This is a genomic window from Flavobacterium sp. ENC (assembly GCF_020991415.1).
In the GTDB taxonomy this organism is placed as follows: domain Bacteria; phylum Bacteroidota; class Bacteroidia; order Flavobacteriales; family Flavobacteriaceae; genus Flavobacterium.
In genome coordinates this window covers 36,455-60,567 of sequence record NZ_JAJMOY010000014.1, presented here as the reverse complement: position 1 = coordinate 60,567, position 24,113 = coordinate 36,455, and the positions used below count along the sequence as shown (strand labels likewise).

Sequence of the window (24,113 nt, the reverse complement as noted above, 5' to 3'; positions counted from 1 at the left end):
ATGGAAGATCAGTCATTAGAAAAAAAGTTCAGCAAATTTATCATCGCAGTTTCAATTGTGATTCCCCTTGTAGTTGCTATTTTGTTTGGGGTTAAGTTAAAAGATTTAGGAATACAGGTGGAACCTCTTTCGTTTTTACCTCCAATTTATGCTACCACAAACGGTGTTACAGCTGTTGTTCTGGTTTGGGCTGTATTGGCTGTTAAAAATGGGAAACGCAAGCTTCACGAGCGGTTAATGACTTTTGCCATTGCATTGTCGGTGGCGTTTTTAGTAATGTATGTAGCCTATCATATGACTTCTGAATCTACTAAATTTGGTGGTGAAGGTATCATACGTTATGTGTATTTCTTTATTTTAATTAGCCATATTTTATTGTCTGTGGCAATCATTCCACTGGTGTTGATTTCTTATGTAAGAGCTTTGTCCGAGAGCTTTGACAGACATAAAAAAATAGCGAAAATAACATTTCCCCTTTGGCTGTACGTTGCAGTAACCGGTGTTGTGGTTTATTTAATGATATCTCCTTATTATGTTTAAAATGGAAAATATAATAAACAATAAAGAAAATAGAATGGCAAATAGAAGTAGATTCGTGAATTTTTTCTCAACGAAATGCTTCTATGTTCTTTTCTCTGTTTTCTTTTCTTTAACCGCAAACGCCCAATGTGCCATGTGCCGTGCGGCGCTTGCAGGTGATTCAAATGTAAAAAAAGCGGAGGCAGTAAATAATGGTATCGTTTATTTAATGGTCATTCCTTATTTGCTCGTCGCCGTAATAGGTGTTCTGATTTACAGAATGTACCAGTCAAAAAAGAAAAAGGCAGAATAAATATTCTGCCTTTTTTTTGTTCGTTATTTTAATCCGTCAACCGATACGTTTACCGTTCCGTTTATTTTGATAAAGGCTATAATCGCCTGATTGGTGAGCTGAATTTTATCAAATTGAATATCTTCCATTTTGCCGTTTACAAACACGCCAGGCATAGGAGAGTAGTTCTTAAGATACGCGGCCATGCTTTTTTTTCCTTCTTCTAAATTAGGCTGTATAGAATAACGGCAGCTTGCTTCCATTTTTCGTAAGATCAATCCCTGGGCAAGCCAGCTTGCGGTGCGCATTAATTTACTTTTAGTGTCTAATACGTAATCGAGTTTGTCAAAGTATATTTCTTTGGTTTGCGGATTGTATTGTGGAAATCCGTTCAGGTAAATCGTTCCATTGATGGATCCCAAAACATCCAGGGCGATTACCATTTTGTCATTTTTATGCCAGATGGCTACATTTTTTACGGTAATCTTTTTACTGCCGGATCCAAATTCCTGACCCGCAAAATTTTTGGTCATGATTTTAGAAGCATCTGTATAGGTCGAAATAGCGGCGATATTGGCAGAAATCTGATTTGGAATTTTAGCTACAGGTTTCAGAACAATTTTGCCGGCACTAAATTTCGATTCAGGCTGTTTGCCCACAATGGTTTCCATGTTGCATTTCATTCCCATATCCAGTACAAACTGATCATTTTTAAGTCTTGCATTCGTAGAATAAACTTCAATTGGAACAATTCGTAACCAGCTTTCGTAGGTATCGCTCATCTGAAATGGAGTACAGATTTTTTCCAAAGCAGATAAGACATTCGGTTTGAAATCCATTGATTTTTCGATGGCGTCATCGATGCTTTTTTCAATCTTGGATTTAAAAATCGAAATAGCCGGATTTACCAAATACGTGATTGGTAAACTTTTGCCGAAAACCATCATCGTTGGACTCTCATTCCAGTCCAGGGATTTGAATTCTGTTTTGGTGTTCAATTTCCAGTTCGTCAACGCGACTTCACTCGATAAGGTGATTACTCCGTTTAAATTAAACTCACGGACATCATAAAGTTCAACGCCGAGTTTTTTGGTACCAATCCTGTATTTAACTGTTGCTTTTAGTGGCAGGACCGTTTTTATCTTTTTGTCCGGATTGGCTGGGTCATTTTGAATTTTTATGGGAGCCAGTTTCCAGATTTTCATTTCAATATCGTCATCTTCAATAGTATTGTCCTCATAAATCAGACCATTTAAAATCGAATTGGTCTGGTTTTCAATATCGTGAAGTTTAACGGTAATGGGTAAGTTTATAAACGAGGGATTGCTATCGTAAACCAGCGGACTTGCATCGTCAGGTTCCGGTTTTAAAGTTTCTAATTTTTGAGTGGTAGAACAGCTTGTAAATACTGCAAGTACTGTAAATAAAGAGATAAGTGGAAAAAACTTCATCGTTATGATTTTTTTTAGTGATGCAAAATTAAGAAAAGAATTATATTATCTTAAAAAGTGTAACAATTGATAACGAATTGAGTCTTATTGTTATAACTAAACGGAATTATTAACGTTTTCTTATGGTAAATTACTTATAAAAAATGTTATTATTGTTTTCAAATTTAACAATACCATGATCGAAATCAAAGATTTGCACAAGTCCTATAAAATGGGAAGTTCCCAATTACATGTGTTAAAAGGGATTAATTTTAATATTGCAGAAGGAGAACTGGTAGCGATTATGGGATCTTCAGGATCCGGAAAATCGACACTTCTTAATATTTTAGGAATTCTTGATGAGGCCGACGCCGGTAGTTATATTTTAGATAAAACACCAATAAAAAACCTGAATGAAACGATCGCTTCAAAATATCGTAATAAGTTTTTGGGATTCGTTTTTCAGTCTTTCAATTTAATCAATTACAAAACTGCACTCGACAACGTTGCTATGCCCTTGTACTATCAGGGGATAAAAAGAAAAGAACGTTACGAAATAGCAATGAAATATTTAGAAAAAGTAGGTCTGGGATCACATTCGCATCACCTGCCGAATGAACTTTCCGGAGGTCAGAAACAACGTGTTGCAATTGCAAGGGCATTGGCTTCTAATCCAAAAGTTTTACTGGCAGATGAGCCAACGGGAGCTCTTGATACCAAAACTTCCTATGAAGTGATGGAACTTATTCAGGGAATTAACGATGAAGGTAAGACAATCCTGATCGTTACCCATGAGCCTGATATTGCCGCAATGTGCAAAAGAAATGTAGTCCTGAAAGACGGATTAATCATCGACGATAAAATGGTAGAACAAGTTAGAGCTGCATCTTATGTTTAATATTGAACGCTGGCAGGAAATATTTGAAGCCATTTCAAAAAACAGGTTAAGAACTTTTCTGACCGGAATTTCTGTGGCTTCTGGAATTTTTATTTTGGTGATATTGCTGGGTGCGGGTAAAGGACTTCAGAACGGGATTGAAAAACAATTCGAGCGTGATGCAGCAGGAATTATTGAGGTGTGGTCCGGTACCACTACAAAAGAATATAAAGGCCTGAATCCCGGAAGACAAATTCAGTATCGGGATGCTGATTATAAACAATCTGTTCAGAAATTTGATGACAAGTTAGATTTAAGAGCTTCCACTTATAATTATTGGGGAGCGCCATTTTCGTACGGAAAAGAATCAGGAAGTTATCAATACAGGGGAGTTACTCCGGATTATGGCAAAGTTGAAAATTTAACGATAGTTCAGGGCCGATACATCAATAGTAATGATTTAGCCAATAATGAAAAAGTGGCTTGTATTGGAATGAAAGTTAAAACGGATTTATTTAAGGATAAGGATGCCTTAGGCAAGGAAATTATAATTAATGGAATCAATTTTAAAGTAGTTGGGGTTTTTACAGATCCCGGAGGAGAAAGAGAAGAAACAAGAGCCTATTTACCTTTAACTACTGTACAAAGGGCTTTTGGTAACGGAGATAAAATCAGTAATCTGTTTTTTACAATGAAAAAAACAGATAATTATGATGAAGCTCTGGCTCAATCTGAAAAATTCACAAAAGATTTAAAGGATTTGCTAAAAAGTAGAAATACAGTTGCACCTGATGATGACGGGGGTGTCGGGGTTTATAATTCCGTTAAGGATGCCAAGCAATTTTATGATTTAAATCTCTATATCAGATTGTTTTTCTGGTGGGTTGGTATTTGTACCATTATTGCCGGAGTTGTGGGGGTAAGTAATATTATGCTGATTATAGTTAAAGAGAGAACAAAAGAAATTGGAATCAGAAAAGCTTTGGGGGCTTCTCCGTTTTCTATTATTTCGATGATCTTGCACGAGTCCATTTTTATAACCACAATTGCTGGTTTTGTTGGGTTGCTGGCAAGTTTATTATTGCTGGAATTTGTTGGGCCAATGGTACAGAGTGAATATTTTCAAAATCCTGAAGTCGATTTTAGTGTAGCTTTAACCACGCTTGTTTTACTGGTATTTGCAGGAGCGCTTGCCGGATTTTTTCCAGCTTACAGAGCCGCCAAAATTAAACCTATTGTAGCACTTAGAGACGAATAATTATGTTTAAAAAAGATAATTGGGACGAAATTTTACAGGCTTTAACAGCCAATGTTTTCAGAACAGTTCTAACTGCTTTTGGCGTATTTTGGGGAATATTTATTCTCGTAATATTACTTGCTGCGGGGAATGGTTTAGAAAATGGAATTAAAAAAGGGTTTGACGGAATTGCCACAAATACGATGTTTATGTGGAGCCAGACTACCTCAAAAGCATATAAAGGATTGCCTAAAACACGCCGATATGATTTTAGAAATAGTGACGTAGCAGCTTTAAAGGCATCATTTCCGGATTTATTATATGTTTCACCACGTAATCAGTTGGGAGATTTTAACGGAACAAATAATGTTGTACGCGGAACAAAGACTTCTTCTTTTACAATTTATGGCGATTATCCCGAGTTGATTAAACAACAGCCCATGGATATTATTACAGGACGTTTTATAAATCAACAGGATATTAATGAGAGAAGAAAAATTGCTGTAATTGGAAAAGGGGTTATTAGTGAACTTTACGGAAAAGAAGAAGAGGCAATCGGAACGTATATAAAAATAAATGGCATTAATTTTATGGTTGTAGGGGTTTATCACTCTAAACAACAAGGAGGAAATGCCGAACAGGAACAAAAGAATATATTTATTCCGTTTACCACTTTTCAGCAAGCTTTTAATTATGGGGATAAAGTAGGGTGGATGGCGCTTACGGCAAAAGACGAAACATCAATCACATCTTTAAAACCAAAAATTTTAGAATTAATTAAATCGCTTCATTCCGTAAACCCTACAGATGAAAGGGCCGTTGGAAATTTTGATTTATACGAACAGTTTAACAAAGTGCAAAGTTTATTTAGTATTCTTAATATTATAGCTTATTTTGTAGGAACCTTAGTGCTGATTTCCGGTGTGATTGGAATTTCAAATATTATGCTTATTGTAGTTAAAGAACGTACTAAGGAGATAGGAATCCGCAGGGCTTTGGGAGCAACACCTGCTGCTATTCGCGGACAAATTTTATCAGAAGCAATATTTTTAACCATTATCTCAGGTATGCTCGGAATTGCTGTAGCAACAGGCATCATAGCAGTGCTGAATATGTTTTTAGATTCCATGCCCCCGGGAAGTAATACGATGTTTGCCAACCCAAGCGTAGATTTAGGAGTAGTATTTGTAGCATTATTAATATTAGTAGGGTCTGGTTTGCTGGCAGGGTTTATTCCGGCTCAGACTGCAATCAACGTGAAGCCTGTAGATGCTTTGCGAACAGAATAAATTATCAATCAGAAAATAATCGATTAAATCAAAAACAAATGAAAAAAGGAGTAACTGTAACCATTTTAATTTTTATTGCTTTAGTTTTCTTTGGCGCATTATATTATTTATACGCTAAAAATCAGGAGTCACCAATTGTCTTCAAAACTGAAAAAGCAGAAATTAAAACGATTGTGAAAAATACGATTGCCACAGGTAATATTCAGCCCGACGAAGAGGTTCTAATCAAGCCAAACATTTCGGGAATTATCGAGCAGGTGTATATCAAGGCAGGTGAAAAAATCAAAGCAGGCGATATGATTGCAAAAATCAGGGTTGTGGCGAATGTATCTAACGTGAGCAGTACGCAAAATCAGGTGCAAACCGCTAAAATTGCTTTAGACAATCAGGAGAAAATTTATAAAAGACAGAAAACATTGTTCGATAAAGATGTTATTTCTGCAAACGATTTTGACGCTGCACAACTGGCTTATACACAGGCTAAGCAAAATTATTCAGCAGCAAGACAAAGTCTGGATATCGTAAAAACAGGAACAACAACTTCTCTGGGAAGTTATGCCAATACCCTAATTCGTTCAACGGTAAACGGAATGGTTTTAGCCGTTCCGGTAAAAGTAGGAAACCAGGTAATTGAGAGTAATAATTTTAATGAAGGAACTACAATTGCCAGCGTTGCCGATGTGGGAAGAATGATTTTTGTTGGAAAAATTGACGAATCTGAGGTAGGCAAAATCAAAGAAAAAATGCCGATTGAAATTACAGTGGGTGCTATTGAAAACAAAAAATTTGACGCAGTTTTAACAGATATAGCTCCAAAAGGAGTAGTGGAAAATGGCGCGATTCAGTTTGAAATAAAAGCTTCACTGGAAAACAGGGATGCCACTTTTATCAGAGCCGGATTAAGTGCAAATGCTTCCATTATTTTAGAAAAAGCGGATAAAGTGCTGGCTATAAAAGAATCGCTTGTGCAATTTGACAAGAAAACACAAAAACCGTATGTTGAAATTGAAACGGCTCCTCAGAAATTTCAAAGAAAAGATTTAGTTTTGGGAGTAAGTGACGGAATCTACGTTCAGGTGAAGAGCGGAATCAAAAGTTCAGATAAAATTAAAGTGTGGAATCAGGGTCTGATTACTGAAGGAGAGAAAAAATAATCCGAACGCAAAAGAGGTTTTTACAGTTTTTAAAAAATGTTAAATTTGCGTAGTATCTTTACTGCGCTTCATTCAAAATATATGAAAATAAATAAATATAATAGTCTTGTCTTTGCTTTGTTATCAGGGTTCTGTTTATCGGCTCAGACACAGCCAAAACAATGGACATTAGAAGAATGCGTTCGCTACGCATTAGATAATAATATCACAATAAAATTATCAGAATTAGATGTAAAAAATGCTGCTATTGATAAAAAGGGGGCTTTGGGTAATTTCCTGCCTTCTGTAAATGCAAATGCTTCACACTCCTGGAACGTTGGTTTGAATCAGAATATTACAACAGGTTTACTTCAGAATTCAACAACTCAATATTCATCCGTTGGTGCTTCTGTTGGTGTCGATGTTTATAAAGGTTTGCAAAACCAAAACATACTTCGCAGAACTAAACTTGCTATCATAGCGTCACAATATCAATTGACGAAAATGCAGGAAGATATTTCACTGAATGTTGCAAATGCATTTTTGGAAATTCTTTTCAATAAAGAAAATTTAAAAGTTAAAAAAGAGCAACTGGCTATTGATCAGAAACGTTTGGCCCGTTCTGAAGAAATGGTAAATGCCGGAACAATTCCGCGTGGTGATTTATTTGATTTAAAAGCCACCACTGCAACAGATCAGCAGGCTATTATTGTTGCAGAAAATAGTGTTTTAATCTCCAAATTGAGTCTGGCTCAGTTGTTACAATTAAAAGAATTTGCTGATTTTGATGTAATTGACGATACCGATGTAAAAGATGAGAACAATATCCTGGCACAAACTCCAATTGAAATTTATAATAAGGCAAAAGAAACCAGAACAGAATTAAAATTAGCACAGACTAATCTTGAAATCGCTGAAAGGAATGTTATCATTGCAAAAGGTGCCTTTCAGCCAACTTTGAGCGCTTTTTATAATTTTAATACGAGAGCAAGTTATTCAGATATCATTACAGGTTCTGCCTTAAATAGTGACAATCCAACGCGACAAATAGGTTACGTACAAGGAACTAATCAGGCAGTTTTAGAACCAAATTATTCTCCGGTTTTAGGTGGGGCAGCACCAATTTTTGATCAGTTTAATGACAATAAAGGACAATCTTTCGGACTTCAGCTTTCTGTTCCAATTTTTAATGGCTTTTCTGTTAGAAACAATGTTGAAAAAAGTAAGGTAAGTTTAGAAAGATCTAAAATAGATTTAGAACAAAAAAGTTTAGATTTGCAGCGTAATGTTTATACTGCATTTACAGATGCTAAAGGCGCTTTAAATGCTTATGAATCTTCAACGGTAACTTTAGAAGCAAGACAGCAGGCGTACAATTATGCGAAAGAAAAATACGATGTAGGTTTAATGAACTCATTTGATTTTACACAGGCGCAAACGCTTTTGACCAATGCGCAATCAGACGTTATCAGAACGAAATACGATTATATTTTTAAAATTAAAATACTTGAATTCTACTTTGGAATTCCAATTATTCCAATTATCACAAAATAATTTACTATGTCAAAAAAAACAATTTATTTCTTACTGGGCGGTGCAATAGTTCTTATTGCAGTTTTAGTTGGTCTTTCGAAATCGGGAGTAATAGGAAATAAGGATGAAGGAAAAGAAGTAGAAGTTTCTAAAGTAACTGCTTCGACTATTATCGAAACAGTTTCCGCAACAGGAAAAATCCAGCCGGAAATTGAAGTGAAAATTGCTTCAATGGTTTCCGGGGAGATTATTGCCTTAAATGTAAAAGAAGGGCAGATTGTTAAAAAAGGAGATCTGCTGGTTAAGATAAATCCGGATTTATATACGTCAGGATTAGACAGGTCCGTAGCCAATTTAGCGGGATCTAAAGCAGGACTTACCCAATCTGAAGCCAATTTTACAGAAGCTAAAGCAAGTTATCAGAGAAATAAAACATTATATGACAAAGGAGTAATTTCAAAATCGGACTGGGACAAAGCAATTGCTGCTTTTGAAGTTGCCAAAGCCACTAAACAGAACGCTTATTATAATGTGCAAAGTGCCTCAGCCTCTGTAACTGAAGCAAAAGATAATTTAGGGCGTACCACAATTTATGCTCCTGCAGACGGAACCATTTCTGTATTGAATGTTGAATTGGGAGAGCGTGTTTTGGGAACACAGCAAATGGCCGGAACAGAACTTTTAAGAGTGGCAAACCTGAACAACATGGAGGTTGAAGTTGACGTAAATGAAAATGATATTGTAAAGATAAAAATCGGGGATGAAGCTAATGTTGAAGTAGATGCATACCTGAAAAAGAAATTTAAAGGAGTTGTAACCAGTATTTCCAATTCGGCAAGTACAGCTTTAACTTCAGATCAGGTAACTAATTTTAAAGTAAAAGTTCGTATTCTTAAAGAATCCTATCAGGATTTACTAGAAGGCAAACCAGCTGCCTATTCTCCTTTCAGACCCGGAATGACTGCAACGGTTGATATTATGACACAAGTTAAGAATAATGTGCTTGCAGTGCCAATTAGTTCTGTTGTCGTAAAATCGGATACCACAGCGGTGAAAGATTTTAAAGTAGAAGATCCAAGTGAAGATAAAAAAGCAGCACCAAAAAGCGATAAAAAATTCGAATGTGTGTTTGTGAAATCCGGAGATAAAGCTAAAATCAGAATTATCAAAACAGGTATTCAGGACGATACCAATATAGAAGTAATGTCCGGATTGAAAGCAGGTGATGTCGTAATCACAGGGCCTTATACCACTGTGTCGAAGGACTTAAATTCCGGGGATAAGGTAAAGCTCAAAAAGGCAGATTCGGCTAAGAAATAATTCAGGTTAATATTCAACTAAAAAAATAAATAAATTGTCTTTTATTCTCAATATCGAAACGGCTACGAAAAATTGTTCGGTGGCAATTGCCAAAAATGGCGAAACAGTTTTATGCAAAGAAATTGCAGAAGAAGGATATTCGCATGCCGAAAAATTACATGTCTTTATTGAAGAAGTACTAGCAGAATCAGGGATTTCAGTTCATGACCTGGCAGCAATAGCTGTAAGTCAGGGACCAGGATCTTATACAGGTTTGCGAATTGGTGTTTCTGCAGCAAAAGGCTTGTGCTATGCATTAAATATACCATTGATTGCCGTAGACACCTTACTGACTCTGGCTGCTCAGGCTAAAATTTCCGAGGGGAAAATTATTCCAATGCTGGATGCCAGAAGAATGGAAGTGTATAGTGCTGTTTTTAGCGCCGGATTAGAGACAGAAAGATCCGTTCAGGCAGAAGTAATCGATGAAAATTCTTTTCAGGATATTACAGAAACGGTTTATTTTGTTGGCGACTGCGCCGAAAAATGCAAACCAGTCCTGACTAAGGAAAATTTTATTTTTTTAGAAGATATCAAATACCCTTCAGCAGCTGCAATGGGTAAAATCAGTTATGATAAATTCAAAATAAGCGACACTGTTGATGTCGCTTATTTTGAACCTTATTATCTGAAAGATTTTATGATGACTACTCCATCTAAAAAACAGTAGCGCAATCTTATTTTTGAAGCGTATACGGCTGAATGGCAATTCCGGCTTCATCTAATGCCGTTTTGCAATTTTCAAGTGTCTGAGAAAAAACAACTCCGTAATTTTCGTTTTTGGCCCATGGGCGTACGGAAAATTCAATAGAACTTGCCGTTAAGTTTTTAACGAAAACCTCAGGTTCCGGCTTTTTAAGGACTTTTGGATTTGAGTTTAAAACATTCAAAAGCACTTCCTTTGCTTTTTTAATATCTGAATCGTAAGAAACAGCAAAAGTCAGATCGGCTCTTCTTTCTCCCTGCATCGAATAATTAATAATCGTTCCGTTTGATAAGGCACCGTTGGGTACAAAAACGGTTTGGTTGTTGGCGGTCAGCATTTTGGTGACGAAAATCTGAATTTCAGCTACAGTGGCTATCACACCCTGAGCCTCGATAGTGTCTCCCACTTTGAATGGTTTGAAAACGATAATTAACATTCCGCCTGCGAAATTAGAAAGCGAACCTTGCAGGGATAAACCAACGGCAAGTCCCATTGCTCCTAAAATGGCAACAAAAGATGATGTTTCGATTCCAAGTTTTGAAATGAAAGTTACAAACAATAAAATTCGGAGTGCCCATATCAGGATGTCCGAAAGGAATTTTGTTAAAGTAGGATCTAAATTTCTTTGGATCATTACCTTCGTAATAATCCTGTTTATTAATCTGATGGCGTATATACCAACAAACAGAATGATAAAGGCAGAAACTAATTTCAGAGAATAATCAACTAATACGTCAGCATATTTAGTCACATAATTGCTAACCTGATTTGGATCAATGTTCATGTTTTTTCGAATAAAAAAAACCTTCTCAAAAGAGAAGGCGTATTAATGCTGCAAATATAGCTATATTTATTTTATAAGAAAAAAGGAGTTCTTATTCCTTAGGAGGAATAGTGTCGATAATTTCGCCTGTTGCGGTTATAAAAAAACAGAAGCGCCTTATAAAGGCGCTTCTGTTTTTATACTGCTTTTTTTTATGCATTTATTGCTTCTACCTTAATGGCTTCATCGTTCAGCATGCTTTTCAGCATATTTTCGATACCGCTTTTAAGTGTAAAAGTAGAAGAAGGGCAACCGCTGCAGGCACCCTGTAAAATTACTTTTACGGTCTTGTCAGTTTCATTGTAGGAATCAAAAGCAATATTTCCTCCGTCAGCCGCTACTGCCGGTTTTACATATTCTTCCAGGATATTGATAATTTGCTGGGAAGTCACGTCTAATTTGTCGAAAGCTTCATCTTTGGTGATGTCGTTTTTAGTGGCAACTTCGATTAACGTTTCGTCTAAAACAGTTCCGCCGTTTTCGATAAACTGCTTGATAAAAGTGCGCACTTCAAGTGTGATTTCCTGCCAGTCGTTGATATCATATTTCGTTACCGAAATATAATTTTCATCGATAAAAACCTCTTTCACATATGGGAATTTAAACAATTCCTTTGCCAATGGAGAAGAAGCCGTCTGATCGATGTTTTTGTATTCTACAGCGTTTCTGGTCAGCATTCTGCTTACGACAAATTTTAACGCCGAAGGATTCGGAGTTGATTCGCCATAAACCGTAATCGGCTGTTTTTTAGCAGCGTTTTCGTCGATTTTTATAATCACACCGCCCTTATCAACAAATGAAGCAATTTGCTCGGCAACCGCATCTTTTACGTCATCCCATTCCACGATACTGTATCTTTCAATAGCAATAAAATTACCCGAGATATAGACTGTTTTTACAAACGGAAGATAGAATAGTTGCTGTGCCAGTGGAGAAGCACTTGCCTCATCGATATTTTTAAATTCAAAATTTTGATTCTGAGTAATGAAATCTTCAAACTCAAACTTTAAGATAGTTGGATTTTGAGTTTCTTTTATAGTGATTTTTGTCATGAGTTGTATTTTTTGGCAAATTTAGTAAAGTTATTTTCTACTAATACCTATATTTGGTTTTTTAATAAAATAATTAAGACTCTTTTCAAATTAATCGTATTAAAATAGAAGAGTCAGAAATATATTTAAACAAAATTGCCTTTATGGAATTTAGAATCAAGGTTTTATTTATTTTTTTGGTTACCTCTTTATACTCTTATTCACAAGAAGGCATTCCAGTTTATTCAGATTATTTATCCGATAATTATTATCTAATCCACCCTTCCATGGCGGGAGCTGCCAATTGTGCAAAAATACGATTGACAGCGAGAAAGCAATGGTTTGGCCAGGAAGATGCGCCATCCCTTCAGACTTTAAGTTTTAATGGACGAATAGGAGAGCGTTCCGGAGCCGGAATCATTGTCTTTAATGACAAAAATGGATACCATTCGCAAAAAGGACTGAAGCTTACCTACGCACACCATATTATGTTTTCGAGAGATGAAGTCGATTTGAATCAGCTTTCTTTTGGTATCAGCGGCGGGGTAATTCAAAGTCAGTTGGACGAAACGCAATTTGGAACAACTTTTGACCCTCTTGTTTTCGGATCGATTCAGAAAGATTCTTATTTCAATGTCGATTTTGGAGCTTCTTATAATTACCTGAATTTTTATGCTCATGCCACGGTTCAGGGCGTTTTAGAAACGAGAAGGGAATTGTATTCGGAATATGAAAGCAATAATCTGAGAAAGTTTTTGTTGAGTGCCGGATATGTTTTTGGAAAAAGTGAAAGTATCACCTGGGAGCCATCGGTTTTATTTCAATTATTTGATGAGACCAAACAAAAATCAATAGATGTAAATTTAAAAGCCTATAAAAACATGGATTTTGGAAGTTTATGGGCTGCATTATCCTACAGAAGAAGTTTTGATGGCGCACAATATAGTGCCGGAAGCGGGGTTGCTTCTCAGAAATTACAATATATTACACCAATTATAGGTGTAAATTATAAAAACTTTATGTTTGCTTATACCTATTCCCAAGTAACGGGAGACGTTAAATTTGATACCGGCGGTTATCATCAGATTACTTTAGGTGTCAACTTGTTTTGTAAAAAAGAGCGTTACGACTGTAATTGTCCGGCTATTAATTAAAATCTTTTATTATGTTGATTAAATCTGTAAACGGAAAATCACCGGCAATTCCTGAGGATTGTTACGTAGCCGAAAATGCAACTATTGTCGGGGACGTTACTTTTGGTGATTCCTGCAGCGTTTGGTTTAATGCTGTGATTCGTGGTGATGTACATTTCATTAAAATCGGAAATAAAGTAAATATACAGGATGGTGCTATTATTCATTGTACCTATCAAAAGCATCCGACCATCATCGGTAATAATGTTTCGATAGGCCATAATGCCATTGTTCACGGCTGCACGATCCACGATAATGTTTTAATCGGAATGGGAGCCATTGTGATGGATAATTGTGTAGTGGAAAGCAATTCTATTATTGCAGCCGGAGCGGTTTTAACGCAAAATACGGTGGTCACTTCAGGAAGCATTTATGCAGGTGTACCCGCAAAAAAAGTAAAAGAGATTGATCAGTCTGACTTCGCAGGAGAAATCGAACGTATTTCTAACAATTATGTCATGTATTCGGGCTGGTTTAAGGACGAATAATAAGTATTAAATTTCAAATTCCAATTTTCAAATTCCAAATTCCAAGGCTTTACGTTTATTGGGATTTGGAATTTGAAAATTGGAATTTATTTTTAAACTATAAATTGATTTTCTCGAAAAAGGCATTTTTGTAGCTTTCACTAATCGGAATTCGTTTGTCACTAATCAAAACTTTATTTTTCTGTATTGATTTTACATGTTTTATATTAATGATATACGACCGGTGAATTCTGGAAAAACCTTTGTTGGAAAGTAAATTTTCCAGTTTAATTAAGCTGATTAAGGTCAGCGTAAATTTATTGTCTGTGGTATAGATTTTTACATAATCTTTCAGTCCTTCGATAAATAAGATGTCTGAAAAATTCATTTTTACATTTTCATATTCAGCTCTCACAAACATAAAATCCTGTTCTGATTCCGGAGCAGCAGTGGTTTCAGAAATGGCCTGAATTGGCGCAGCCGGATTTAAAATCTGTTGTGCCCTTACGACTGATTTTAAAAATCGGTGAAAAGGAATTGGCTTTACCAAATAATCAACTGCACCAAGATTGAAGCCTTCAACAGCATAATCGGAATAGGCAGTAGTAAAAATAATCAGAGATTTTTTTTCGATCGTATTCAGAAATTCAATTCCGGAGAAATGCGGCATCTGTATGTCCAGAAAAATCAAATCGACATTGTTCTGATTGATAAAAGAAACAGCATCAATAGCATTGTTGAATGTACTAACCAATTCAAGCGAATCTATCTTTCTCACAAAATCTTCTAATAATTCAACCGCTAGCGGTTCATCGTCTATAATTACACATTTCATTTGCCTGAAATTAGATTCTTAAATTTGTTTTGGTGCTCAAAAGTAGTTTGAAACCCCTAAAATAAGTTTTAAAGTTTTCATAAAATGCACTTTACGTCTAAATTAGCCGTTTACGGTAATTGTTTTGCTCAGTGTATAACCGTCTGTTAAATTGCCTGTTAGGGTTGCCAGTTCATTTGCTAAGCTATCGGAAAACACATTGTCTTTGGTATTAGAGGTGTCGGCCTGACCGTGAGAAGCATAATTGGTACTTGAATATACGGCACTGGAGACATTCTCAGGAAATGCAATTTGGGTTACCAATAAGGAAGAACCACTGGTCGTTAAAACTTCAACATGTACATGTGGCGCCCTGCCCTGATACCAGCCCGGGAAAATCGAAAGGAAAGATACGGTGCCTTTAGAGTCTGTAGCTTGTCTGCCTCTTAAAAAATGAACAGTTGTATAATCGGTTTGCTGCATTCCGGTTCCTCCGTATTCCGAATAGTTTCCGTCTTTGTCACAATGCCATACATCAACCAAAACACCTTCGAAGGGCAAGCAGTTATTGTTTTTGTTTTCGATCGTCAGATTAATAAGAAGGGCGATTCCGATCCGGTCTGATTTGATGTTTTCCAGAACTAACTGACTTGGTGTTTTAATCGGGAAAGGGCCTTTGGTTTCAGAAGGCGAAACTGTACAGGTTCCGTCAACGGAAGCATTTTCATTGGTGTTATTGTCATCTTTAGAACAGGATTCTAATAATTTGGCAGCGGTTGCTAATGAAGCAATTCCTAAAATACCATTTCGGATAAACTTTTTTCTGTCCATAGTGTTCTTAGTTTATTGTGTTCTGAATACTGTCTAATTTTAAATTTAAATGTACCCGATAGAATTTATGGTCCTGGCTTATGTTCAGTTCGTGTGCATTTGGGTAAAGCAAGTCGAGGCGGTTTTGAATATTAACCAATCCAATCCCTGAATTTTCAGGGTCTTTGACATAATTTTCAATCGTGTTTTCGATCCAGAAATCAAGGTTGTTGTCTAGTATGAAAATTTTGATTTTTACATGGGCGGCACCTTTGTAATCGGTACCATATTTAAACGCATTTTCTACAAAAGAAATCAGCAGCAAAGGCTCTATAAACTGATGCCGGGTATCGCCATGAACATTTATCACAATGTCTTCTATGTTGTTGAGCCTGAGTTTTTGTAATTCGATGTAATTCTGAATGTAGTTGATTTCTTTTTCTAAAGCCACCGTTTGATTGTCTGTTTCATACAGCATATAGCGCATTAATTCAGATAATGTCACGATGGCATCAGGGACCAAATCAGATTTTTTGTGTGCCAGTGAATAAATACTATTTAATGAATTGAATAAAAAATGCGGATTGGTCTGCTTTCGCAAATAAATCAATTCAGTATTCGTCCTGTGGGTTTCGGCAATTAATTTGTTTTGCTGGTTGTTATAAAATTCAGTTAGAGTTCTGATAATAGCACTAATCGTGATAATCAAAATATAAAAAAGGGAAGGACCAATCTTAAAAAACAAAGGCTGTTTTGCCATGACTGCCCGAACCCGGTGACCTTTTAAATATAAATTTACACTGTCGGGCGGAGGCATCATTCTAAGGGGCCTCGTGTGTCTGAATTCAGGCATAAAATAATTAATCCTTATGATCATAAAAAGCAGGATCAATGCCAGAACAAAAACAAAATAAAGCCAGTATTTTTTTTCCAGCAGCAAGGCAGGAACCAAATAAAAATAATTCAGGTAAAACAAAATGATACCGGTAAACCACTGTACATAAAAATCATTATTGATGGTAAACGGGCTTTCATAAAACTGAATCAGTGATGTCAGGATAAAGAAAACCCATATGATAACATGGAACAGGATTTTGTTAGAGCTGGTATTTTTTATCGCGCCTATGTTCATTTAGAATTTTATTTTTAATAAAATTAAATCATTTTTGGTTACCGTAGGCGATATGTTGTGGCTGAGTTTATTTTCGACCAGATTGGCGACCTTAAGCGCATCTTCTTCTGTAGAGAAGCTTTTAGAGTCGTTGATTACCGGAATAACAGATTGCCTGATGATGATTTTATTTTTGTAGGCAACAGAATATCCCCATCCTGAAGTGGTCTTAAAAGTTTCCGTTTTTAATTTATTGCTTTTGGTACAGGCTGTCAGGTGTAAAACAAGAAAAATAAATAAGAAAATCTTCCGGATGTACCGAAAGATTTTTTTTGTGTTAGTTATCGTCATCATTTTGTTCCTCTAAAGGTTTAAATTCCCAGGCATCATCATAATAAGTAGAACCTATTCTTCCTAACATATAGAAACTGCGGTTGTTGATGGTAAAACCAACGGCATCTGTTCGTGAGGCACCTTCCATAGAGGTTCTTTCAGTCCAGAGATCAGTTGACGGATTGTATTCCCAAATCGTACTTAAGCCTTCTCCGCCAACAATATATCCTAATCCGTTTAATGCAAAACCGGATGCATTAGAGCGAACAATAGAATATTCATCATTGTAGGAGTCATCATCGTCAGTGTCCTTGTCGATATCTCTTTTTCTTGTCCATACATCAGTAGCTGGATTAAATTCCCAAAAGTCTTCCTGGTACACGCCGTTGTTGATTCCCGTTGCTAAATACGCTTTGTCGTCAATTACAAACACAGCAGCATTACGTCTCTTGTTTCCGCTAAATCCGTTCATAAGTGTCCAGGTATTGGTCTGATCGTCATATCTGTAGAAATCTTTTAGATAATTCCCGTCGTATCCGGTTCCAAAATATGCTTTACCGCCTGCCTGAAAACCTACAGCAGCATATCTTGCCGTACCTGCAAAATCCGTTTTCTGGGTCCAGCTATTGCTCGAAGGGTCGTATTGATAAAAATCTTTTAGTTTGTTAGTTCCGTCATAGCCAAGACCAACATATCCTTTGTCGTTTAGTGTAAAACTTGAAGCAGAACTTCTTCCTATCCCTATGAAATTTGCTTTTTGTTCCCAGTAGTCACCTGCTGAATTATAAGCCCATAAATCCTTTAAATATTCATCTCCTGTATATCCGGTAGCCACATAAGCATAATCCCCAATAACAAAACTGGCAGCACTGGATCTTGCAGGGCCATCAAATGATGATTTTTTGATCCAGTTTCCAATTAAATCGTCATCGTCGTCGTCGTTACTACAGCTTATAAAAAACAGGCTGGAAAGCAGCGCAGCGAATAATATTCCTTTTTTCAGAGTATTCATAGTGTATTAAATTTATTTATTGTTTGTATTTGATCCCAATTCCTAAAATGTATCCGTTACCGGTATTAAAATCATAGACGTTATGATTGTCGTTGTCGATAAGATTGTATTTTTTATTAAAATCATAGCCGGCCTTCAGGTTTATAAACCAGTTTTTGTCCACATTTCTTTCATATTCGAAAGCAGACGTAATTTGCGACATACTGACTTTGGAAGCATTTTCACTCAGTGTATGCGAATGATCCAGATTGTAAAAACTACCGTTAAAGCTATTGGTCAGGCTGAACGTATTTCGAATATTATTGGAATAAGAGAATTTGGAATCCGGAAATCCGATCACCAAATCACTTTTATTGTTTGCTTTGTAATGTAATGACAGCGTGGGAATGAACTTAGGATACCCAAAGGCTGTTGTTCTTGCAGCTCCGATAGTGATACTTGTTTTTGAATTCAGTTGCTGACCGATTTCAAAACTGCCCAAAACCGAAAAATCAGAAGCATCAGGGTTTTGCTGAAAATTCAGAGTAGGGGTAACGGCAACATTTAACTTTGTATTTGAAAACTCGTGTGTGATTTCAAATTTGTTTTGAAGGCCGTTCAATTGATCCGGACTTTCCAATGTCTTAAAACTTCCCAATTCATAATTTACTTTCAAATTCGTGTACGATAATGTATTTGTTATGGTATTGGCCGTACTGATTTTTTTATGGAAAGCCATTACAGCATTCGTTTCATTGAAATCAATTTTTGCTGTCGGTTCTGTTTTTACATTGATTGCTGCAGAAAAAATTTCCTGGGCTTTCATAGTGTAAAATGAAATCAAAAAAAGTGAACCTATTAAAAGCCTTATTCTCATTACTTATATTATTAGCTCAAAAGTAGGTGCCTAATGTTTTTAAAAAAAAGAAGATATATGTATGGCACTTTTTGATAGACTAAACAGCCTTTTTTATGGCTGAATGATCTATTTGTTTGTATAAACCTGTTATAGATGTTTTTTTGCTTTTTATAGTCCAAAAAGGCCGGACTGTATATGTTATGATGTGATGCAGAAGAGGGGCATTTATATTTGTTCAAAAATATGAGTATGCACAAGTTTATAGTAATGTTGTTTTTTGCTTTTGCCCTATTTTCCTGCGGAACAGATACGGATGCAGGCGAGTTCGTTGTAGGATCTGATTATCTGGCTGTAAATAATAAGGTCATTTTAATTGATACGGTTACAGTCGAGATGTCAACGATCAATTTTGACTCACTTGTTACTTCGGGCCAAAGCAGGATCCTGGTAGGGAATTATGATGATCCCATTTTCGGAAAAGTAAAATCGGAGGGTTACTTTCAATTAGAATCAGATTCCTATTCACTGCCAGGTGCAGGATCTGATACAGAAGCTGTGAATTATGTTTTTGATTCTATTTCCATGATCCTGAAGTATAATAATTATTTCTACGGAGATACGACCAAAGTACAGACCTTTGATATCCGTCGGGTGCTTCAGAAAATAAAACCCAATACAGATGACAACAGTTTTTATAACAACTCGACTTTAAGTTACGGGACGGCTAGTCTGGGTTCTATTTCGTACAAACCGAGACCTGTTGAAAAAGATTCCATTAATATAAAAATGGATCCTGTTTTTGGATCGGATATTTTTCAGAGAATAAAAAAGAGAGAAATCACGGATTTTACCAGTTTTACAGAGTATTTAAAAGGATTAGTCCTTGTGCCTTCCGGTTCTGATTCTGCGAGTATTATTGGGTTTAATCCCAGTACGAGCGTGGTCCGGATGTATTATTCAAAATACCAGAGCACCGACGAAAAAGCATTGTACATAGATTTTGTAATTACCGATACAGGAAAACAGTTTAATTCCATTTCGTTAGATAAATCCGGCACTATACTTCAGAACCTGCCGGTTTCAAGCAGTAAACTCTCCAGTTCATTAACCAACAGGCAGGGATTTGTACAATCAGGAACCGGAGTGGCCTGCAGAATAGATTTTCCCAACATCAAGCAGCTCAAATACATTGCAGATAAGGGAGCAATTGTAGACGCCGAACTGGTCTTAAAACCAGTCAATAATTCCTTTTCAGAACAATATCCTCTCGCCGATTCGATACAGGTACATGTGGCTGATAATCTAAACAGGATTAGTGGTACATTATTAAATCCCGCAGGATATGCTGTATATGGCATATTAAATAAAAAGAGTGACGAGTTTAATGAAAATATGGGCTATTCCTTTCGCATTGGAAATTTTCTGCAAAAGGAAATTCTCAAACAATCTGCTTCAAGATCCTCTTTGATTTTAACATTGCCCGGAATTAATAAAGCTGTAAACAGAATTGTTTTGGGGGACCAAAAACATTTGAACAATAAAATCCAGCTGAAAATTTATTACATCACTTATTAAATGAAAAATAAAATAGTTTTTTTTAGTTGCTTCATTTTAATGTCGCTGAGCTCATTCTCCCAAAGTATTTCAAGTTCGCCTTATTCCTTATATGGTTTAGGCAGTTTGTATGATTCAGATTTTGGTGCCATTCCTTCTATAGGATCTTCCGGAATAGCGCTGCCATCGGAAAATTTTATAAATAACCTCAATCCTGCTTCTTTAGGATATATGCCTTTAAATCATTTTATGTTTGATATTGGCGGAAAAGCGATAGCCACAACTTATCAGAGTGATTCAAGGTCAGAAAAGAGGAATAACTTTCAGTTTTCTCACATAGCTTTTGCTTTTCCGGTAAGCAAAAACTCAGGATTTAGTGCTGCTTTGAGGCCGTATTCCAGTGCCGCATTTAAAATTTCTAATTTAAAACTGCCTATCGAGAACAGTCAGGAATCGTATTATTTAACCGCAGCAGGTTCCGGAGGATTAAATAACTTTGATTTTTCATACGGATACCGATTCGGGAATAAGGTTTCATTAGGTCTTTCTGCAACCTGGCTTTTTGGAAATACGACAGATGAAAGGAGTTACCTGATTTCGAATTCCCTTACAACCATTCATAAAGAAACAAGCTATCATGGCGTGCGGGCCACTTTGGGAGCCCAGTATAAAATTGATTCGACTTTTACGATCGCTTCAACTTTTAAAGCACCCGGCAGGGTAAAGGCTACAAAGGTGCAGAGTGCCGAAAGTATCACAGATGAAATCGAAACTATTTTTGAATCTAATCAGGTTTCGGATGCTGATGATTATTATCTGCCCCTGGAAATTGTTATAGGAATCAGCAAGCGTTTCAGGAACAATCTTAATATGACCTTTGATTATGAAAGGAGTCTTTGGAATGATACGAATCAATCGGAGTTATTCGGGACTTTTGTGAATCAGGACAGGTTTGCGTTGGGATTTATCTTTAAGGCAAAAAAAGATACGAGAAAGTACTGGGATAAAATTCAATATTCAGCAGGTGCAAATTTTGATACCGGTTATCTCGAAGTTGATGGTAAACGAGTCAACAATGCGGCCATTTCCGTCGGACTTTCGCTGCCAATCGAAAATACTTTTTCGGCTTTGAATATCTCGTATTCCTATGGGCAGAGAGGGAGCGTTTCAGATGGCCTTATAAAAGAAAATTATCACAAAATATCGCTCAACTTATCTTTGGATGGCATTTGGTTCGTCAAACGAAAATTCGAATAGGGATTTAAAAATCCTTTTCTATCACTGTATATTTATTTTCCAGGATATCGTTTAAAACAGAAGGGTCTGAATTGACATAAAAAACAGGCTCACTTTTTTCTCCATCCGAAAGACCTGCTTTTTCGCGCAGTACATTTTGAGTCTGACGGGCCACGGCTTCTCCGGAATCTATAATCTGAATATGTTCAGGAAGGATCTTTTTAATCTGTGGAATCAGGTACGGATAATGACTGCAGCCCAGTACCAGATAATCAATATTGGCATCTATCATTGGTCGCAGATAGGTTTCCAGTAATTGCGTCATTTCAGGTGAATTAAGATTACCGTCTTCAATAAGCTGAACCAGCCCGTGACCTACCTGTTCAATTATGGTAGTGTTCTGGAACATTTCGGCTGTTTTGTTGAATAACTCACTGTTCAGTGTGCCTTTTGTAGCCAGAATGCCGATAACTTGTGTTTTTGAGTTATTGGCAGCAGGTTTTATGGCAGGTTCAATTCCGATAAAAGGAATATCGTACGCTTCACGAAGCTCACGAATGGCATTTGTAGTAGCGGTATTACAGGCCACAACAATTAGCTTGCAATTGTTTGCGATTAAAAAATCAACGTTTTTTTTGCTTAAGGCAACAATTTCCTCTTTGGTTCTCTGACCATAAGGGGCATTTTTGCTATCGGCTAGATATATTGTTTTTTCGTTCGGAAGCAGTTCATGAATGGCGCTCCAGATGGAAGTTCCTCCAATGCCGGAATCAAAAACGCCTATAGGATTGTTATTCGTCATACAACAAAGTTACATATTTCTACCTTTCTCTACAATTCGGATTTTAAATAAAATAGTATTAAAATGTAAATAAAATACCAGTTTCAAATCTGTTTTTAAATAGAGATATTCAGAAGTTTTGTGGAAAATAAAAAACGGCTCAAACTTAAAAAGCTGAGCCGTTTTTTATAATAAAGAATGTGTTTCTTAGAATCCTAAGTCTTTTTTTACATCAGCAGTGATGTTTGGACCATCAGCTAATAAAAGTGTAGAACCGTCCAATACATATTGGAAACCTTTCGCTTTTCCAACTTTCTGGATAGAAGCTCTTACTTTTTCCATTAATGGTTTTACGATATCAGTTTCTTTTTGTTGTAGTTCTTTTTGCGCATTGTCTCTATAGTCAACAATTCTTTTTTGCATGTCCTGAACTTCTTTAGAACGGTCACCGTTTACAGCTTCAGTTACAGTAGCAGCTTCAGCTTCGTACTTTTTAATTTTTACCTGATATTCATCAACCATTTTTTTGTATTCAGTATCATATGTACCACTTAATTTTTGTAGTTGATTTTGAGCGTCAAGCATTGCAGGCATTTTCGACATAATCTCGCTAACATCAACATGAGCTACCTTAGCTTGTGCGTTCATTGAATTACTCGCTCCTAACATTAGAATAGCAGCAATTAGTAAAGTTTTGATTTGTTTCATCATTTTTAAAATATTAATTAATTATTGGTCGTATTTGTTTTCTGTGTTTCGGCTTCTTTTGCTTTTTTAGCCGCTTCTCTTTCTTCTAAAATTTTCTTTTTTCTCTCTTCCAGTTCCTTTTTACGCTGTTCGAAAAGTTTTTGTCTTTCTTCTGCTTTGCTGCTGGTTGGTGCCGGCTCAGCAGTTGTTGTTTTTTGCTCTGTTGTCTCAGCCGGCTTAGCAGTAGTTCCGTCTGTTTTAGCTGGTTCAGAAACCGTGCCATTTTTTCGGGCTTCTCTTTCTGCTGCTATTGCTTTTCGTTTATCGTCGTATTCTTTTTTCTTTGCTTCCTGTTCCAGTTTTCTGTCCTGGATTAGTTTTTCTCTGGCAGCTTTTCTGTCATCCAGTACTTTCTGTCTGTCTTTCAGCGCAGGATTTTCATCAATCGCATTTTCAATGTTTTCTTTAGCTTCCTGTTCTTTCAGCTGTTTTTTTGTCAGTTGTTCACGTTTGTCGGTTCTGTTGAGGACACGAATAACCTGATCACTGATGTCGAATCTTTTATTGCTGAAAAGCATTGTCAAATCAGCGGATTTGTCAAAAACAAAATCATAATTTTTGGCCTCGGCAATATCCTGAACGGCTGTGAAAACCTGATCCTGAATTGGTTTCGCCAAAGCAGTTTTATGTCGGATTAAATTTCCGTCAGCTCCAAATTGCTTTTGCTGATAATCTAACATTTCTGTTTCCAGAAACTTAATTTCCGTTTCTCTTTCGTCAATCAGCTCTTTGGTCAGTAAAGCTTTTTCGGCTTTAAGATTTTCCTTAAGCGTATTGATTTCTAATTTTTTGGATTCAATTTCTTGTTTCCATTTTTGAGCTTTTAGCTCCAATTGTGCTGTTGCTTCTTTATAATCAGAGACATTTTCTAAGATATATTCCATATCTATGTAGCCAATCCTTGTCGATCTTGTCTGTGCCTGACTTGTATTAGCTACAATCAAGGCTAAAAATATAAATAAAAATTGTCTTCTCATAACATAACTTT

25 protein-coding genes are annotated in these 24,113 nt (G+C 36.3%); 13 read left to right on the top strand and 12 right to left on the bottom strand.

Features of this window, described 5'->3' with window-relative positions:
* Both LPB89_RS21475 and LPB89_RS21470 read left to right on the top strand, forming a co-directional pair.
* Entirely contained in the window at positions 1 to 540 is a 540-nt protein-coding gene (locus LPB89_RS21475; RefSeq protein WP_230703662.1) for a DUF420 domain-containing protein, read from the top strand.
* Positions 533 to 832 carry a hypothetical protein gene (locus LPB89_RS21470; protein ID WP_230703661.1) on the top strand — a complete coding sequence of 100 codons (300 nt, stop codon included), beginning with the start codon at positions 533 to 535 and terminating at the stop codon, positions 830 to 832. Before LPB89_RS21475 ends, LPB89_RS21470 begins: the two co-directional genes overlap by 8 nt.
* Positions 833 to 855: 23 nt before the next feature.
* Here LPB89_RS21470 and LPB89_RS21465 read toward each other — a convergent pair whose 3' ends face one another.
* Entirely contained in the window at positions 856 to 2,262 is a 1,407-nt protein-coding gene (locus tag LPB89_RS21465; protein WP_230703660.1) for a DUF4403 family protein, read from the bottom strand.
* 175 nt (positions 2,263 to 2,437) lie between these two features.
* On the opposite strand from LPB89_RS21465, the gene LPB89_RS21460 reads away from it, so the two are divergent.
* The 7 genes from LPB89_RS21460 (at position 2,438) to tsaB (ending at position 10,339) form a co-directional block, all read left to right on the top strand.
* Positions 2,438 to 3,139, top strand: coding sequence for an ABC transporter ATP-binding protein (locus LPB89_RS21460; protein WP_230703659.1), 702 nt, complete (start codon positions 2,438 to 2,440; stop codon positions 3,137 to 3,139).
* Entirely contained in the window at positions 3,132 to 4,376 is a 1,245-nt protein-coding gene (locus tag LPB89_RS21455; RefSeq protein ID WP_230703658.1) for an ABC transporter permease, read from the top strand. Before LPB89_RS21460 ends, LPB89_RS21455 begins: the two co-directional genes overlap by 8 nt.
* A 2-nt stretch (positions 4,377 to 4,378) precedes the next feature.
* Positions 4,379 to 5,644: an ABC transporter permease gene (locus LPB89_RS21450; RefSeq protein ID WP_230703657.1), complete on the top strand. Its 1,266-nt coding sequence runs from the start codon at positions 4,379 to 4,381 to the stop codon at positions 5,642 to 5,644.
* Between the two features lie 38 nt (positions 5,645 to 5,682).
* On the top strand, positions 5,683 to 6,798 hold the full coding sequence (locus tag LPB89_RS21445; protein ID WP_230703656.1) for an efflux RND transporter periplasmic adaptor subunit: 1,116 nt from the start codon (positions 5,683 to 5,685) through the stop codon (positions 6,796 to 6,798).
* 81 nt (positions 6,799 to 6,879) lie between these two features.
* On the top strand, positions 6,880 to 8,331 hold the full coding sequence (locus tag LPB89_RS21440) for a TolC family protein (RefSeq protein WP_230703655.1): 1,452 nt from the start codon (positions 6,880 to 6,882) through the stop codon (positions 8,329 to 8,331).
* A gap of 6 nt (positions 8,332 to 8,337) precedes the next feature.
* Positions 8,338 to 9,630 (top strand): efflux RND transporter periplasmic adaptor subunit, encoded by a 1,293-nt coding sequence (locus tag LPB89_RS21435; protein ID WP_230703654.1) that lies wholly within the window; start codon positions 8,338 to 8,340, stop codon positions 9,628 to 9,630.
* A gap of 34 nt (positions 9,631 to 9,664) precedes the next feature.
* Entirely contained in the window at positions 9,665 to 10,339 is a 675-nt protein-coding gene (gene tsaB, locus LPB89_RS21430; RefSeq protein WP_230703653.1) for a tRNA (adenosine(37)-N6)-threonylcarbamoyltransferase complex dimerization subunit type 1 TsaB, read from the top strand.
* A 7-nt stretch (positions 10,340 to 10,346) separates the two neighbouring features.
* Here tsaB and LPB89_RS21425 read toward each other — a convergent pair whose 3' ends face one another.
* Both LPB89_RS21425 and LPB89_RS21420 read right to left on the bottom strand, forming a co-directional pair.
* The gene (locus LPB89_RS21425; protein WP_230703652.1) at positions 10,347 to 11,159 is read right to left on the bottom strand and encodes a mechanosensitive ion channel family protein; all 813 of its coding nucleotides are present in this window, start codon (positions 11,157 to 11,159) and stop codon (positions 10,347 to 10,349) included.
* Positions 11,160 to 11,350: 191 nt separating this feature from the next.
* A complete protein-coding gene (locus tag LPB89_RS21420) occupies positions 11,351 to 12,250 on the bottom strand; it encodes a NifU family protein (RefSeq protein ID WP_230703651.1) in 900 nt (299 codons plus the stop codon).
* A gap of 143 nt (positions 12,251 to 12,393) precedes the next feature.
* Here LPB89_RS21420 and LPB89_RS21415 point away from each other — a divergent pair, with 143 nt between their 5' ends.
* Together LPB89_RS21415 and LPB89_RS21410 are read left to right on the top strand one after the other, a co-directional pair.
* Complete coding sequence (locus LPB89_RS21415; RefSeq protein WP_230703650.1) at positions 12,394 to 13,383, top strand: type IX secretion system membrane protein PorP/SprF; 990 nt, start codon at positions 12,394 to 12,396, stop codon at positions 13,381 to 13,383.
* A gap of 11 nt (positions 13,384 to 13,394) precedes the next feature.
* Positions 13,395 to 13,910, top strand: a complete 516-nt coding sequence (locus LPB89_RS21410) for a gamma carbonic anhydrase family protein (protein WP_127337669.1) — start codon at positions 13,395 to 13,397, stop codon at positions 13,908 to 13,910.
* Between the two features lie 97 nt (positions 13,911 to 14,007).
* On the opposite strand, the gene LPB89_RS21405 is transcribed toward LPB89_RS21410, so the two are convergent.
* The 6 genes from LPB89_RS21405 to LPB89_RS21380 form a co-directional block, all read right to left on the bottom strand.
* Complete coding sequence (locus LPB89_RS21405) at positions 14,008 to 14,724, bottom strand: LytTR family DNA-binding domain-containing protein (RefSeq protein WP_230703649.1); 717 nt, start codon at positions 14,722 to 14,724, stop codon at positions 14,008 to 14,010.
* Between the two features lie 102 nt (positions 14,725 to 14,826).
* Positions 14,827 to 15,534, bottom strand: coding sequence for an intradiol ring-cleavage dioxygenase (locus LPB89_RS21400; protein ID WP_230703648.1), 708 nt, complete (start codon positions 15,532 to 15,534; stop codon positions 14,827 to 14,829).
* Between the two features lie 7 nt (positions 15,535 to 15,541).
* Positions 15,542 to 16,645: a sensor histidine kinase gene (locus LPB89_RS21395; RefSeq protein WP_230703647.1), complete on the bottom strand. Its 1,104-nt coding sequence runs from the start codon at positions 16,643 to 16,645 to the stop codon at positions 15,542 to 15,544.
* Positions 16,646 to 16,978, bottom strand: a complete 333-nt coding sequence (locus LPB89_RS21390) for a DUF4907 domain-containing protein (protein WP_230703646.1) — start codon at positions 16,976 to 16,978, stop codon at positions 16,646 to 16,648. It lies immediately after the preceding gene.
* Positions 16,962 to 17,969 carry a kelch repeat-containing protein gene (locus LPB89_RS21385; protein ID WP_230703645.1) on the bottom strand — a complete coding sequence of 336 codons (1,008 nt, stop codon included), beginning with the start codon at positions 17,967 to 17,969 and terminating at the stop codon, positions 16,962 to 16,964. The genes LPB89_RS21390 and LPB89_RS21385 overlap by 17 nt, the downstream gene beginning before the upstream one ends.
* Positions 17,970 to 17,985: 16 nt before the next feature.
* Positions 17,986 to 18,774 (bottom strand): DUF6268 family outer membrane beta-barrel protein, encoded by a 789-nt coding sequence (locus tag LPB89_RS21380; protein ID WP_230703644.1) that lies wholly within the window; start codon positions 18,772 to 18,774, stop codon positions 17,986 to 17,988.
* Between the two features lie 282 nt (positions 18,775 to 19,056).
* Between LPB89_RS21380 and LPB89_RS21375 the strand changes: the two genes are divergently transcribed.
* Together LPB89_RS21375 and LPB89_RS21370 are read left to right on the top strand one after the other, a co-directional pair.
* Positions 19,057 to 20,382, top strand: a complete 1,326-nt coding sequence (locus LPB89_RS21375; protein ID WP_230703643.1) for a DUF4270 family protein — start codon at positions 19,057 to 19,059, stop codon at positions 20,380 to 20,382.
* Positions 20,383 to 21,618: an aromatic hydrocarbon degradation protein gene (locus LPB89_RS21370; protein WP_230703642.1), complete on the top strand. Its 1,236-nt coding sequence runs from the start codon at positions 20,383 to 20,385 to the stop codon at positions 21,616 to 21,618.
* A 4-nt stretch (positions 21,619 to 21,622) separates the two neighbouring features.
* Here LPB89_RS21370 and murI read toward each other — a convergent pair whose 3' ends face one another.
* The 3 genes from murI to LPB89_RS21355 all read right to left on the bottom strand — a co-directional run bounded on the left by murI (position 21,623) and on the right by LPB89_RS21355 (position 24,102).
* Entirely contained in the window at positions 21,623 to 22,399 is a 777-nt protein-coding gene (gene murI / locus LPB89_RS21365) for a glutamate racemase (RefSeq protein WP_230703641.1), read from the bottom strand.
* 186 nt (positions 22,400 to 22,585) lie between these two features.
* On the bottom strand, positions 22,586 to 23,089 hold the full coding sequence (locus tag LPB89_RS21360; RefSeq protein ID WP_193555354.1) for an OmpH family outer membrane protein: 504 nt from the start codon (positions 23,087 to 23,089) through the stop codon (positions 22,586 to 22,588).
* Between the two features lie 14 nt (positions 23,090 to 23,103).
* A complete protein-coding gene (locus LPB89_RS21355; RefSeq protein ID WP_230703640.1) occupies positions 23,104 to 24,102 on the bottom strand; it encodes an OmpH family outer membrane protein in 999 nt (332 codons plus the stop codon).
* Between the last annotated feature and the right edge of the window lie 11 nt (positions 24,103 to 24,113).